This window comes from Acinetobacter sp. UC24323 (assembly GCF_024151445.1).
In the GTDB taxonomy this organism is placed as follows: Bacteria; Pseudomonadota; Gammaproteobacteria; order Pseudomonadales; family Moraxellaceae; genus Acinetobacter; species Acinetobacter baumannii.
On the sequence record NZ_JAHIBY010000002.1, the window covers coordinates 459,981 to 474,473 of the forward strand.

A 14,493-nucleotide genomic window follows, 5' to 3' on the forward strand; every position below is an offset into this window, starting at 1 on the left:
CATCCCTGATTATGACTTGAAACGGCGTAATGCAATTAATCCAAATAACCCTAAAATTAATCCACCACCGACACTTCCCCCACCACCCGTACTCACAGATTTATCTTCAATACCAGATACAGGTTCCTGGACTACAGTTGCTGGAATCGATATATATTGGAAATCTGAACCATCGTTAAATCTCGATACACTTGTAACGACTTGAATACTAAAAATATCTGCACCATGCCAATTACCATTTGGTGTATAAATTACATTTCCATTTTGATCTATAGTTACACTGCCTTTAGAAAATGGTGTATCCGTACTTTGTTTTATTTTCAAACAGCCGGGTTGCCATTCTTTACCATCAGGACGTTCACCGAATAAACGCTTACACGTGGCAGGTGTAACCAAGTCTGCTTCACTTAAAGAGTTTAAAATATTAAATCTTGCGACTTGTCCATATTTAATGTCCTGCCCCACTGTACCAATTTCATTATTTAAAATATATTCAATCGCTCCTAGATCACATAATTCATCGTAACCACTGCGATTTTTTCCACGTTGATCAAGTCTCTCACAACTTGCTAAACCAACTGATGAACCATCACTATATAAACGCCCTTTATTAATAATTAAAGAGTCGGCTAAAGTATTATAGCTCTCAAGTAACCTTGGCTTAAAGAAACCAAGAAAACTATCTTTTGGTGTATTAAATGGGCATAACAAGCCATCTTTTACAGTTACATCACATATACCTTCATCACTATCGCCAGCAATTAATTTTTCATCTGCAGGAAAGATTATATTAGGAAGCTTTGATGTAGCATTACGATTACAGTCAGATATAACCAGATTACTTTGGATAATTGCTTTATCCGTTGAACTAGCCTGACAATTAATAGTATTTCCTACCAATATACTATTTGAAACTGAAGCATTACCTTGTGGAGCATCAAGAAATAAACCTGCCGCATTTTTAATCATTGTAATATTATTAACAAACATCCCATCTTTAATGTTTGCAATAAAACCAACTTTATTATGGAAAAAGGTACTATTACTAAAGCCGATGGCACGTACATTTAAGTATCCACCAGTACTTTCATCATCAAACTTTGTTGCACCATAAAACAAGGCACCATCTGCAGAAGAGATTTCATTATCACGTACTACAGATTGGGTCACCAAATATAAAGGCTGCTCACTATAAATGACACCACCTTGGGTTGCTTTATTATTTTGCATCAAACTATTTATAATACTTACAAAACCGGCTGTTTGACCTGTTTTAGATAATAGCCCTTGGTTGTAAATCGCCCCACCCTGATTCGCATATCCACCAATCAGTCGAGAGTTCTGAATAGTCAGTTTTTCATGGTTTAAAATTAAACCGCCTGTTAATACATTAGAGCTTGCGCCTGCACCATGTAAGTTAATATCACTTAAGGTCACAGCAAAAGATGCTTTCTCAACGCTACCATCATCAATTTTAAATAGCTGATCTGTACCTGCCATTTTAATGGTTGCATTATGAGAACCGGGCTGATCAGTATCAACTAATGTAGAATCGTTTTTTGCTGTACTAATTGTAAGGGGTGCTGTAATCGTTATTCTGCTATTTAACGTATATTCTTTATCGCGCTGTAAAATAATATTTGATGAACTATCTTTATTTCCACAGCCATGATACCCATCTTTTACTGAGGCAACCACGGTAGAATCACTTGAATTACGCTTATTTATTAGTTCTACAGCCTCACGTAATGAGCATACTGTATTATCGACATCTTCATCAATTGTAGTTGTGACTTCAATATCAGCAGAATAAGCGTGCCCAGCAGCAGCCAATAATGCAAAAGCAATGCTCCGTTTGAGCATACCCTTCTCCTTACCTATTTTTTTCATTTTTCTTTGTCGATATTGCAAAGTTTCCACTTTTGCAAACGCATCCTTTGTGCGTACTTTGTCACAGGAATCAGAATTTCTCAAGATGTTTTGATCGGTCTATAGCGTCATTTTCGATAGGGAACTTTCTAAATATTTGTACAATTAAAGATCTATTGATATATGAAAATTTTACTTATAAAAATTTAAAAGTATTTTTCAAGGTTAAAAGAATAAGTAGCTCATGATTTTTATAGTAAGGAAAGTCTACTTAGGCTAATAAATTAAAAGTCCAGAAGCTAGAAAATTATTATTGTTGATATTCATCAATTAAAGCATAGATTTGTCTTAACGTTGCATTTGAAAGTTTAGTCTTCTCACCTTTAAGGAGTTTTTCTAATTGTGCTACGGTTTGCAATAGAACAGAAGCTTGATGAGGCCCATGTAAAAGTAAATAGTCTACAATCTGCTGATCAAAATGGATCCCACGTCTAGCCATTACAGAAGTGACTAAAGCATAGCGATCAGCATATAAACTTCCGCTCGGCACTTTTACACTCACTGCTTGTGTAAGTCGCGATTGTAAATCTGGTAACTCTAGTTTTAATTCAATCGGTGCAACACGTGAAGAGAAAACAAGTTGTCCTTCATGGTTATTCATTAAATGAAAAACAGCTTTTTGCCAGTGAGGCACCCCACTAATTGACTCAATATCATCTAAAGCCACCAGATCATAGTGCTCTAAGCAAGTAATTGCCTCAATTGGAGCATCGAGAAGTTCAAGCAAAGAAACTTTAATTGCAGATTTACCGACCTCTAAATAAGAATCACAAATCGCTGAAAGCAAATGACTCTTGCCTGTTCCTGCCCCACCATAGATATAAAATCTATTTACTAGACCCGCATGTAGTTGTCGCACTGCATCCACTACATGCCCCCAACCTGGTCCCGAAAAATCACTGATTCGGGCATCAAGTTGAGGTTCTATATCCAGCTGGAGTTGACGCATATAATGAATTGGCCTTGAAATTATTTCTGATCTGAAAGATTCGGGGTATCTGTATCTTGCTGTTTTTTAACTTCAAGATCAAGTTTAGTATTTTCAGTTTCTACATGAAGTTGCTCAATATTACCCTCTTGGATTAATAATGTAGAAGATGGAGCATAGAATGAACTCCGTTCATAATTTTCTCTAAGGTGTTTTAAGAGCACCACAATGACAGCCGCCACAGGTAATGCAATTAACATTCCTAAAAAGCCAGCCAATTGAGCCCCAGCTAAAACAGCAAATACAACTGCAACAGGCGAAAGACCAATTTTATCACCGAGTAGGAATGGCTGCAGAATATAGCCCTCTACTGCCTGCCCAATCATAAAGACTACGCCAACAAGTAATAAGTGTGTCCAGTCCATTCCAAATTGGAACAAACTTGCAATAACCGCTGCAATAATCCCGACTGCAAATCCTAAATAAGGAATAATACTGGCAAGACCTGCCACCATACCAATAATTAGGCCGACCTCTAGTCCAATTAATTGTAAGCCTACAGCATAAACTACGCCGAGCAAAAGCATAACAAGGAACTGACCTTTAACAAATGCTCCTAACACGCTATGGCATTCACGGACGATTTGTAAGGTCGTAGCCTCATATGGCCGTGGAATGAGACGACGTAAGTTTTGTAACATACGGTCCCAGTCTAATAAGAAGTAAAAAGCAATAATTGGGATTAAAACAACTGTTCCACCAATTTGAATAAAATTAAGTCCTGATTGTGCAAGCTTTAATAAAACTGCTTGAATACTATCAGCACTGTAATTGGTTTGAACATAATCCATCACAGCTTTGGACATTTGATCGGTATCAATTTCCATTTGCTGGACATGGAATGTCGAAGAAATCCACGGTAATAGCTCTGCATTAATCCAGTGGATCCCCGCTGGAATACTGTCTCGAGCGTAAACAAGTTGTTTCCAGATCAGTGGAACCAGATACCATAATGCAACGGTTAAAGTTACACCTATACCAATAAAAACAATACTAATTGCCAACCAGCGAGGTATCTTAATTTTTACTAGAACTTCGACTAGTGGACTAAATAAATAAGCCAGGAAAAAAGCACCAATAAATGGAATGACCACAGGCTTGAGCAAGTATAATACCCATACCAGCAATACAATACCTGCGAGTAAGAAAATACGGCGCAGTATACGATCTTGCATAAAATCTAGCCTTTTTTGATTTAATCGTTATAAATGGAAAAATATTTTTATTAAAGATAGCATTTTCGAGCATAAATAACATAAGAGTTTCGTATATTCAGGTTATAATCTGCCGCCAATGCGGAGACTTCATTTATGAGCAACTCAACTTCTACCCCAAATACCGGTTTAAGCTACAAAGATGCGGGTGTTGACATTGAAGCGGGCGACGCACTGGTCGATCGTATCAAGTCAGTCGCTAAACGTACAACTCGTCCAGAAGTAATGGGCGGACTTGGTGGCTTTGGTGCACTATGCAAAATTCCTAAAGGTTACGAAGAACCTGTTTTGGTTTCTGGAACTGACGGTGTAGGTACTAAATTACGTTTAGCACTTAACCTTAATCGTCATGACACAATCGGCCAAGATCTTGTCGCTATGTGTGTAAACGATCTTTTGGTTTGTGGTGCAGAACCACTATTCTTCCTCGACTATTATGCGACTGGTCACTTAAATGTCGATGTAGCTGCAAACGTAGTTACTGGTATCGGTAAAGGTTGTGAACTTGCAGGTTGCGCACTTGTAGGTGGTGAAACAGCTGAAATGCCTGGCATGTATGAAGGCGAAGATTACGATCTTGCTGGTTTTGCCGTAGGTGTAGTTGAGCAAAGCAAAATTATTGATGGCTCTAAAGTAAAATCTGGTGATGTACTTATTGGTGTTGCATCAAGCGGTGCTCACTCAAATGGTTATTCATTACTACGTAAAATCTTAGATGTTAAGAATGTAGACTTAACTCAAGTAATTGATGGTCGCCCTCTTGCAGATGTAGCAATGGAGCCAACACGTATTTATGTAAAACCAGTTCTAGAGCTTTGCAAACAAGTTGATGTACACGCGATGGCACACATCACTGGTGGCGGCTTACCAGGTAACTTACCACGTGTATTACCAAATGGTGCTCAAGCTGTAATTAATGAAGCTTCTTGGGAATGGCCAGAATTATTCAAACTTTTACAACGCGAAGGCAATGTAGAACGTTTTGAAATGTACCGTACCTTTAACTGTGGTGTAGGTATGGTCATTGCTGTTGATGCAAATGATGCAGAAAAAGCAATTGAAGTGCTTAATGCTCAAGGTGAAAAAGCTTGGAAAATCGGACATATCCAAGAAAATGCTGAATCAGTGGAAGGTGCAGACGAAAAAATTCGTGTGATCTTTGAATGATGAAAATTGCTGTTCTAGTCTCTGGGAACGGCAGCAACTTACAAGCCTTGATAGATGCAAATCTATCAGGGCAAATTGTAGGTGTACTGTCTAATAAAGCCGATGCTTATGCCCTAGAGCGTGCTCAAAATGCCAATATCGCGACAGCCGTAATCTCTCACAAAGACTTTCCTAGTCGTGAAGATTTTGATGAAGCTATGCATCAGCAACTTATCGCATGGCAAGCTGACGTGGTTATTTTAGCTGGCTTTATGCGTATTTTAACTGCTGACTTTGTCGATAAATGGCAAGGTAAAATGCTTAATATCCATCCTTCATTATTACCTGCCTATAAAGGCGTTAATACACATCAACGTGTATTAAATACGGGGGATCGATTACATGGCTGTACCGTTCACTTTGTGACTTCTGAACTTGATGCTGGTCAAGCAATTGCTCAATCTGCCATTGAAGTAAAAGAACATGACAATGTTGCATCCTTGGCCGAACGTGTACATAAACTTGAGCATTTTATTTATCCTCAAGTTGCAGAGTGGTTATGCAATGGCCAGCTCACATGGAAAAATGGACAAGCCTATTTCCGCAATCAAATTCTTGAACACCCTATTCGTTTTGCATCTTGGTAAAAGTTTGCTTAACGTCAATTAAAAAAGGACATGCATGCATGTCCTTTTTTTGCGAAAGCTTTATTAGCGTGAATTACGGTGAATAAGTTCCTTAATATAATTCACTGTATCAATCGGATGCTCTAGAGGGAACATATGCCCTCCTTCAACAACACTAAATGGAATCCCCATTTTACGTTTTGCCATTTGAGGAAAACCTCTTTTTAAAAAGGCGCTCTCTTTTCCTACAACTAAATGTACTGGCATTTTCGGTTTTGGCATAGGTAACCACCACCAAGAAGGGTTTTTACGGAAAATCGCAACTTCATCTTCACGGGAAATAGTTAACGTTACACCACCACGTACCGAGTCTTCTTTTAAAGCATAGTCAATGTATGCTTGAAAGCAATCTTCATCAAAGTCTTTATAAAAACCTTTTAGGCGTAACAATGCAGCTGCTTGCTCACGTGATTCCCAATGCTCGCGACGACGCGCAGATAAACCTGCTGGTGTCATATCATCAACTATTTTGGGTTTAAATAATTTTGCCATATGAAAAGCAAAAGAATATCTACCTAAAATAAGAGGCGGATCTAACATGATCACTTGTGAGAACAACTCAGGCCGTCTAAAAGAAGCCATTAAAGTTAAAACTGAACCGAGTGAATGGCCCAGTCCAATCACTTTTCGCCCCTTCGCTTGACGTACAATACTATCAATTACCTGATCAACTAAAAAAGGCCAATGATTGGTAATCGGATAACGTTTGTCAGGTCCAATGAGTGGAACATAAATTACGTCATACTCATCTTTTAATTGATCAAACAATTTTTGATACACCATAGATGGCACGCCGTTGGCATGCGCAAAGTGTATAACCGGTTTTACTGACATACCGTTATCCTGCTTAAATTATTGTAGTTTTGCGTCCTGACTTGTTTGTAAGCGTTCAGCAACCGACTCACTTAAACCATTCCCCATTTCTGATCCCATTCGCCCTAGAATGGATTGTAATGGGTTACGTTCAATCGTGTAGTCAACTTTATTATCAAGCTTCAGTTCACGCATCAAGCTTGTAATGTTACCTGAACGGTCAGCTACGCCTAACTGAATTGCTTGCTCGCCAGTCCAGAAAAGACCAGAGAAAATAGCAGGATCATTAGTTTTTAAGCGTTTCCCACGTCCTTCTTTAACTGCGTTAATAAAGTGAGTATGAACATTATCGAGTACAGATTGGATATGTTGTCTTTGTACAGGATTAATCGGTTTTGTCATACTTAAAATGTCTTTATTCGTCCCCGCTGTAAGAGTTCGGTCTTCAATTCCTAGTTTTTGAGCTAAACCAGTAATGCCATAGTTTGGCATAATGACACCAATTGAACCTACCAAACTTGATGGATTCACAATAATTTCATCGGCAGCAGAAGCAATATAATAAGCACCCGAAGCACCCATATCGCCAATTACCGCATAGACTTTCTTGTCAGGATGCTCTTTTTTCAAATAGCGAATTTCCTGCCAGATTTCATCTGACTGAACAGGTGAACCACCAGGAGAATTAATATTAAGGGCAATTGCTTTACTATTCGATGCCTCAAAAGCACGTTTAAGCGCTTTGTTTGTATCTTCACTATTCACAGCCTGATTGCTTGAAGCATCAATAGTTCCAATAATATCAACTACTGCAAGGTGAGCACTGCTACTACTTGCTGTAGAGCCATCTTTAGTGGTCGAACAGCCTTTGCCCATTAAGACGATAATGAACAATAGATAAATAAAAGTAAGTGTTTTAAAAAATATACCCCAGCGACGACTACGGCGTTGTTCTTCTACAGAAGCCAGTACAGCTTTCTCAAGGATTTGCCATTCCGGTCCGTTCTGTTTAGGGGTTATAGGTTCATTTTGTGGTTTTGGTGGCCAATCGGACATAAAATTCCAATCCAAATCAATCGAAATGATGTCATTATATACGTTGATTTGATAAAAACTGTCTAAATAATATGATTTCATTTATAATATTTTTGTCTTTTTTTACTTGTTGTTTCTTCCTTACTTACTGCTATAGATGACTAGACCAGATTCAAAAAGCATGAACTATCAATTACTCAAAACATTTAGCCGCCAACCCATTCAATTTGGGCGTTTTCTTGCTCGTCTGTTAGCAGGACTTGTAAATACTCTAAAAATTACTAGAACATCAAAAAGTATTGAGCTTAACTTAAGAATTGCGCTTCCGTATTTAACACCTCAGCAGCGTATAGCGATTACAGAAAAAGCTGTAAGAAACGAATTAACTTCATATTTTGAGTTTTTAAGTATTTGGGGCTCATCAAATAGTAAAAATATCTCACGCATTCACCGTATTGAAGGTGAACATTTTTTTCATGAAGCATTGGCTGCAAAAAAAGGTGTAGTTCTTATTGTTCCACATTTTGGTACGTGGGAAGTCATGAATGCATGGTGTGCTCAATTCACATCAATGACCATTTTATATAAACCCGTTAAAAATGCTGATGCAGACCGTTTTGTGCGAGAAGCCCGTAGCCGTGAACAAGCGAATCTCGTCCCTACCGATGAAAGCGGTGTAAGACAAATTTTTAAAGCATTAAAGCAAGGTGAAACGACAGTAATTTTGCCGGATCATACCCCTAATGTGGGTGGAGATATGGTGAACTATTTTGGTGTTCCACTTGCCTCAAGTAATTTAAGCGCAAAACTCATCCAGAAAACTAAAGCAAAAGCTCTGTTTCTTTATGCGATCCGTAATGAAAACGATGGGTTTACTATGCATATCGAGCCAATGGATGAGAAAATTTATGAGGGTACTGCGGACGATGGAACGTATGTCATCCATCAAGCGATTGAGCAACTCATTTATCAATATCCAGAACACTATCACTGGAGCTATAAACGTTTTAAAGCGAACCCTGCTTTAGACAATATCTATAATATCGATCCGACAGAAGCACTTAAAATTGTAGATAGGCTCAAAGCAGAAGCTTTAAAAACCTCTACTCAACCAGAGCCTATCCAAACGTCGGTCATGTAAAACTATTTTGTGATTTTCCAACACAAAACTTAAGGTCCCTTGTTCCACAGTACTTTTTAGCGGAATATGTAGAGCTTTTAAACGTGCTATAACTTGTTGGCTAGGATGGCCATAACGGTTATCAAACCCTGCCGATGCAATGGCCAGTTTAGGTTTTAAGGTCGCTAAGAAATCATAAGCCGAACTGTGCTTACTTCCATGATGCCCTAGCACTAACACATCTATCTTCAATTTAGGATAATCTTTTAATAACTCGTATTCAGCTTCCCATCCTGCATCGCCCATAATAAGAAAATTTTGGTAACCAGCAACTTTTTTAAATTGAAGATATACAACACAAGAATATTGATTCTGGTTAGAAGCAACAAAAGCCAGATCTTTTTCTTTAGGCCATAAAATTTGAATATCTAACTCAGGATAATGCCATTGTTGCCCTTGATGGCAATATTGTAATGGTTGCTTTAAATCATTTGGTAATTGTTCATTCGAAATAAGCTGCTTTACAGGAATCTCTTGTTGAATAAGAGGAAACGCGCCACTATGGTCTTGATCAAGATGGGATAGCAAAACATGATCTAATTGTCTTACGCCTTGCTGACGTAGAAAAGGCACTACAACATTTTGTCCAATACTAAATATTTTTTCATCGTAAGAACCGCCTGTATCAATTAACCAGTTTTGTTGGGAATGTTGTAGAAAAATAGCCTGTCCCTGTCCAACATCTAAAATATTAAGCTGAATTTGCTGACTCGTTTTGTTCATAATAACTAAGGGTAAACAACATAATATTCCCCAAGTTTTGGGCAGAATTCCTTTAGGTAAAAATAAAATAATAATGGTACAGCTAATCGCCAATAAACACAGTGGCGTCAAGCTTATACCTTGTAATGGTAAAGAGAGTTTTTCTAATAAGCCCAAACAACTCAGCAATATACTGAGCAACATATCATTGAAATGAAAAAGCATATTTCCAAATGGTTTTACTACAAACCATGCGCAAGCAGCTATGATGTTTAAAGGGACAATAACACTACCAACAATAGGCACGGCAATAATATTGGTTAATGGAGCAACCCAAGAAATTTGTTGAAAGAAAAGTAAGGTTAAGGGACTCAATGCAATAAATATTTTGCCTTGAGATTCAATTAATACCTTACTCATAAAAATCATTTTTGAGTTCAGACTTAAAAAATGTTGCTCAGGTAGCTGCGCTATAGTTTGGTAAATTCTTAATAAAATAAAACATGCCCCATAAGACAGCCAAAAACCTGCAGAAAGCACACTAAACGGGTCCATTAGCAACAGTAGACTTGCACTATATACGAGTAATGTAAAAGGTTTAATAGGTTGTTTTAATAATAGAAATCCAATAAATATAAGGGCTGATAATAATGTTCGTAGTGCAGGAATTTCGAAACCTACAAATGCAGTATAAATTAAAACACCAAGGCAGCATGGTACAGCCATCAAAACCTGTTTCGGTTTCCATAAATAAATTTGAGGATAATAACGACTGATAAATTGATGACATGCCCAAGATAACATAATGGCAAAAATGAGCACATGTGGGCCTGAGATCGCCAATAAATGACTAATTCCTAATTGTTTGAACTGTAGTTGAGTTTCATCTGATAAAAGGCTTTCATCACCTGTCAGCAAAGCTAAAATTAAACCCTTTTGCTGTATAGATGAGCTGTTTAATATTTGCCTAAAAGTTAAGCGAATTTTTTCTATATTTAAACGAAAACTATTGGAAAAAGACTGTTGTTCTTTTAAATGTTGCTGATAGCCCAATCGATAGATTTCATCAAGGCTTAAAGGCTCAATATATCTCACGTTAAAACCAGACATAATATTTCGCTGAATAAACCACTTTTCCTGATCAAAAGCTCCTGGGGTGGCATAACTATGTGCAGGTCTTGTTTTTCCAGATATTCGATAATAGTGACCTAATTCAAGATTCTGATTATTCTTTAATAAATTTTGATTATTACTTTTTAAATATAGCAACCAATTCACCGGTTCTTTAGAAAGATTTAGAACTTGTGCAGTTTGTTGAACCTTATTATCTTTTTCTTCACTTAAACGGTTTATATAAACAATAATGTCGAGATTTCGGGTATCTGTTTCTCTTTGTTCTAATCGTTCAATCAGTGCTTTTTCAGCATAGTAGTAACCAACCATAAAAAGACTTGTTGTACATAATAAGCAAAACACTGCCTTTAAAAATGGTCGATCAACGAACATGGGGCGTTTATAAAGATAAAAAATAAAGGCAAGTAATAGTAGAGCCTCGCCCACTTTTTCATATTGCATGATTAAAGGGAAATCTATTCCCATCAATGCAATACCGCCAATCCACCCCAATAGAATAATCTTAAACATTTAAAAATCTAGTCATTATCATTTTAGTGGCAAAATTAAAGCCCAACTCAGTGGGCTTTAACAATGTGATTTAATGACATTTTTTTTAAGAACCATTTACCCACAGCCCATCTTCCATATGCAAGATTGAATCTGCTGCCTGAGCTAATTGCTCATCATGGGTCACAATTAACATTGCCATGTTCAGTTCTTTCTTAAGATCGGTGAGCAATTCGAAAATACCTACTGCTGTTTTACGATCTAGGTTACCCGTAGGCTCATCAGCTAGTACTACCGCAGGCTTAGTCACTAATGCACGAGCAAGCGCAACACGCTGACGCTCACCACCTGAAAGTTCACCTGGTTTATGGTCCATACGATGAGATAGCCCCACTCGATCTAGCAAATATTCAGCCTGTGCCTTTACCGACTTATATTGACTGTCTGCTCGAAGCATTAAAGGCATCGCTACATTTTCAAGAGCAGTAAATTCAGGTAATAAATGGTGGAACTGGTAAACAAAACCTAAGTATTGGTTACGTTGAAAGCCACGTTCCGCTTCACCTAAATTATCAAAGCGCTGACCATTCAAAAATACCTGTCCTTTAGTCGGCTGATCTAAGCCACCAAGTACATGCAACAAAGTACTTTTACCTGAACCACTTGCTCCGACAATAGATACAAACTGCCCTGCTTCCACTTGTAAAGAGAGACCTTTAATGACTTCAACCTTAGATTTACCGTCATCAAAATGTTTATAAATATCTTTTGCTTCTAAAACGACTTTACTCATAACGCAATGCCTCGGCAGGTTGAACTTTGGCTGCACGAAGCGCCGGATAAATAGTTGCCAAGAAACTTAAGAGTAAAGAAACAATCACAATAATTGTCACGTCTTGCCATCTTAAGTAAGAAGGTAAGTAATGTACAAAATAGGCATCGAACAGATTAAGTCCGAGAACATTATTAAACCAAGAAATAATATCGCTGATCGTAAGTGCCAGAATAACCCCTAAAACCGTACCCGCAACTGTACCGATCACACCAATAACCGTACCTTGCACCATAAAGATTTTAGTAATCATAGATGGCGATGCACCTAAAGTACGTAAAATTGCAATGTCTGATTTTTTGTCAGTCACGACCATAACTAAAGACGAAACAATGTTAAATGCAGCAACTACAATAATTAGTACAAGCAATAAACCGACTAATGTTTTTTCCATTTGGATGGCATTAAATAAGTTGCCATGTGTATAGGTCCAGTTTGTTGCGTAGAAATTGCTTGGCAAATTCTTCACAATGTCATCGGCAACTTGAGGAGCGGCAAAAATGTCATCTAATTTTAGACGAACGCCTTGAGCGCCATCAGGTAAACGCAATAAAGTTGAAGCATCATATAAAGCAATGTATCCAACCATCGAGTCAACTTCAGCACCTACACTGAAAATACCCACCACTTTAAAGCGTTTAAAACGAGGTACAACACCAGCTGGAGATGGAGTCGCTTCAGGTAAAACCAATGTCACGCTATCGTTTAGACGTAAGCCAAGCGAATCGGCCATGTCTTTACCAAGTACGATACCGAATTCACCTTTTTTAAGTGAGTCGAGGCTACCGGCAACAATATGATTTTGAATGATAGAGACATTCTTTTCATATTTAGGGTCAATACCCGTCACCATAATACCTGCCACTTGCCCTTGAGCAGTTAACATACCTTGCAATTGGGTAAAAGGTGCAACTCCAGTCACGTGGGGATGATTTTCAACTCGTTTAACCAGTTCAGGCCAATCCGTAAGGATTTGCGTCGATGAAACTGTCGCTTGCGGTACCATTCCCAAAACACGATTTTTTAATTCGCGGTCGAAACCGTTCATTACAGAAAGTACCGTAATTAGTACAGCGACACCAAGTGTCAAACCGACCATCGAAACCAATGCAATAAAAGAAATAAAATGATTACTGCGTCGAGCGCGAGTATATCTCAACCCTATATACAGTGAGATTGGTTTAAACATACCTTCTAAATCCAAGGTCATTGATGGAAAAAGAGAAGTGTTCATTCACACTTCTTATTTAGCCATATCGTTAGATGCTGTATTAAGGCTTAAAAATCAGTAAGTTCTGATCTATCCTTAACAATCCTAATATTATATTGCTGCGCTATTTTCTACTACTTAAGATATGAGATCAATTTGATCATGCATTTAGCTACGAATTAGAACAATTTAATGAATAAGCTCAACAAATTACCCTCATCTTCTCCTATTTAGACTTAATATGTTGAGCAAAATTACGATTTGCTTGAATGTCTTTATAAAAATATAGAAATAGACCAAATAAGATAATGAAAGCTCCCACAAAAACCATAATCGACAATTGTTCATGGTTTAAAACAGCTCCAATGATCATTGCTAGCATTGGTGTAATGACTGTTGTTAACGATAAAGTGGTTGGTTTTATATTCTGAACAAGTTTGAAATAACAGAACATAGCCACAAGTGAAGCCATCAGAACTGTATAAATTAATGCAAATAAAGATTTAGCTTGTGGTAAATGAGTCGGTGCATATTGCCAAATAAATGGAATAAGGCAGCTTGCCAAAATTGAAGAAACCAAGATCGAACCGGTCGCTTGAGCCATTGGCTGAATTTTGGCATTCACTTTCTTTACCCAAAATATAGAAAATGAATAAACAAAAACACTGACCAACATTAAGACAATGCCAAATGGATGCACATGTTGATTTGAACCATTTAAACAAATGATCGCTAGTCCACAAACAGCAACAGCCATACCTAGCCACTGCAATTTAAAAAGATGCTGACCAAAAGCAAAACGACCAATCAACCCAGCCATAATGGGCGCTAGACCAAACATCAAGGCAATCATGCCAGAACTTAAATATTGGGTCGCAGCATAGGTAAAAATTTGCGAGCCGATTAAACTAAAAGACCCTGCAAAATAACTATGTAAAGCTTGTTTATGAGTTGGAAAAGAAGTTTTTAGAACAAGTAAAACAATAACCGACAGAGGCAAAGCTATATAAAACCGTAACAGTAAAGCCCACATGACATGTAAGTCAGATACGCTCCATACAATGGCTAAAGGTGTCGTTGCCCAGATAAATACAAGCAAGACATAAGTTGAAGCCAAGTTGGTTTGGGATGGCAT

General features: G+C 37.7%; 12 protein-coding genes and 1 pseudogene. 4 read left to right on the forward strand and 9 right to left on the reverse strand.

Going from position 1 to position 14,493, the window contains the following annotated elements; translation table 11 throughout:
• Positions 1–9: 9 nt before the first annotated feature.
• The 3 genes from rbtA to cxpE all read right to left on the reverse strand — a co-directional run bounded on the left by rbtA (position 10) and on the right by cxpE (position 4,092).
• Positions 10–1,863 (reverse strand): rhombotarget A, encoded by a 1,854-nt coding sequence (gene rbtA / locus KNQ97_RS04895; RefSeq protein ID WP_103235800.1) that lies wholly within the window; start codon positions 1,861–1,863, stop codon positions 10–12.
• A gap of 316 nt (positions 1,864–2,179) precedes the next feature.
• Positions 2,180–2,878 carry a DnaA regulatory inactivator Hda gene (hda, locus tag KNQ97_RS04900; protein WP_001249536.1) on the reverse strand — a complete coding sequence of 233 codons (699 nt, stop codon included), beginning with the start codon at positions 2,876–2,878 and terminating at the stop codon, positions 2,180–2,182.
• A 20-nt stretch (positions 2,879–2,898) separates the two neighbouring features.
• Positions 2,899–4,092, reverse strand: coding sequence for a chloramphenicol efflux transporter CxpE (gene cxpE / locus KNQ97_RS04905; protein ID WP_001153980.1), 1,194 nt, complete (start codon positions 4,090–4,092; stop codon positions 2,899–2,901).
• A 135-nt stretch (positions 4,093–4,227) separates the two neighbouring features.
• Here cxpE and purM point away from each other — a divergent pair, with 135 nt between their 5' ends.
• A complete protein-coding gene (gene purM / locus KNQ97_RS04910) occupies positions 4,228–5,298 on the forward strand; it encodes a phosphoribosylformylglycinamidine cyclo-ligase (RefSeq protein WP_000071984.1) in 1,071 nt (356 codons plus the stop codon).
• Positions 5,295–5,924 (forward strand): phosphoribosylglycinamide formyltransferase, encoded by a 630-nt coding sequence (gene purN / locus KNQ97_RS04915; protein WP_000975530.1) that lies wholly within the window; start codon positions 5,295–5,297, stop codon positions 5,922–5,924. The genes purM and purN overlap by 4 nt, the downstream gene beginning before the upstream one ends.
• 63 nt (positions 5,925–5,987) lie before the next feature.
• Here purN and KNQ97_RS04920 read toward each other — a convergent pair whose 3' ends face one another.
• Positions 5,988–6,797, reverse strand: coding sequence for an alpha/beta fold hydrolase (locus KNQ97_RS04920; protein WP_000114069.1), 810 nt, complete (start codon positions 6,795–6,797; stop codon positions 5,988–5,990).
• A gap of 18 nt (positions 6,798–6,815) precedes the next feature.
• Positions 6,816–7,832, reverse strand: coding sequence for a signal peptide peptidase SppA (gene sppA, locus KNQ97_RS04925; protein ID WP_253611937.1), 1,017 nt, complete (start codon positions 7,830–7,832; stop codon positions 6,816–6,818).
• A 136-nt stretch (positions 7,833–7,968) separates the two neighbouring features.
• On the opposite strand from sppA, the gene KNQ97_RS04930 reads away from it, so the two are divergent.
• Complete coding sequence (locus KNQ97_RS04930; RefSeq protein WP_001984639.1) at positions 7,969–8,952, forward strand: lysophospholipid acyltransferase family protein; 984 nt, start codon at positions 7,969–7,971, stop codon at positions 8,950–8,952.
• Here the strand turns inward: KNQ97_RS04930 and KNQ97_RS04935 are convergent.
• The 3 genes from KNQ97_RS04935 to KNQ97_RS04945 form a co-directional block, all read right to left on the reverse strand.
• Positions 8,905–11,337 carry a DNA internalization-related competence protein ComEC/Rec2 gene (locus tag KNQ97_RS04935; RefSeq protein WP_253611938.1) on the reverse strand — a complete coding sequence of 811 codons (2,433 nt, stop codon included), beginning with the start codon at positions 11,335–11,337 and terminating at the stop codon, positions 8,905–8,907. The two genes, KNQ97_RS04930 and KNQ97_RS04935, sit on opposite strands and share 48 nt — an antisense overlap.
• Positions 11,338–11,422: 85 nt before the next feature.
• Positions 11,423–12,109 carry a lipoprotein-releasing ABC transporter ATP-binding protein LolD gene (gene lolD, locus KNQ97_RS04940; protein WP_000049406.1) on the reverse strand — a complete coding sequence of 229 codons (687 nt, stop codon included), beginning with the start codon at positions 12,107–12,109 and terminating at the stop codon, positions 11,423–11,425.
• Positions 12,102–13,337, reverse strand: a complete 1,236-nt coding sequence (locus KNQ97_RS04945) for a lipoprotein-releasing ABC transporter permease subunit (RefSeq protein ID WP_001984636.1) — start codon at positions 13,335–13,337, stop codon at positions 12,102–12,104. The genes lolD and KNQ97_RS04945 overlap by 8 nt, the downstream gene beginning before the upstream one ends.
• Positions 13,338–13,356: 19 nt before the next feature.
• Between KNQ97_RS04945 and KNQ97_RS19215 the strand changes: the two are divergent.
• A pseudogene (locus KNQ97_RS19215) lies at positions 13,357–13,555 on the forward strand (hypothetical protein); the annotation flags it as partial.
• Positions 13,556–13,584: 29 nt separating this feature from the next.
• On the opposite strand, the gene KNQ97_RS04950 reads toward KNQ97_RS19215, so the two are convergent.
• Positions 13,585–14,493: a DMT family transporter gene (locus tag KNQ97_RS04950; protein ID WP_001140078.1), complete on the reverse strand. Its 909-nt coding sequence runs from the start codon at positions 14,491–14,493 to the stop codon at positions 13,585–13,587.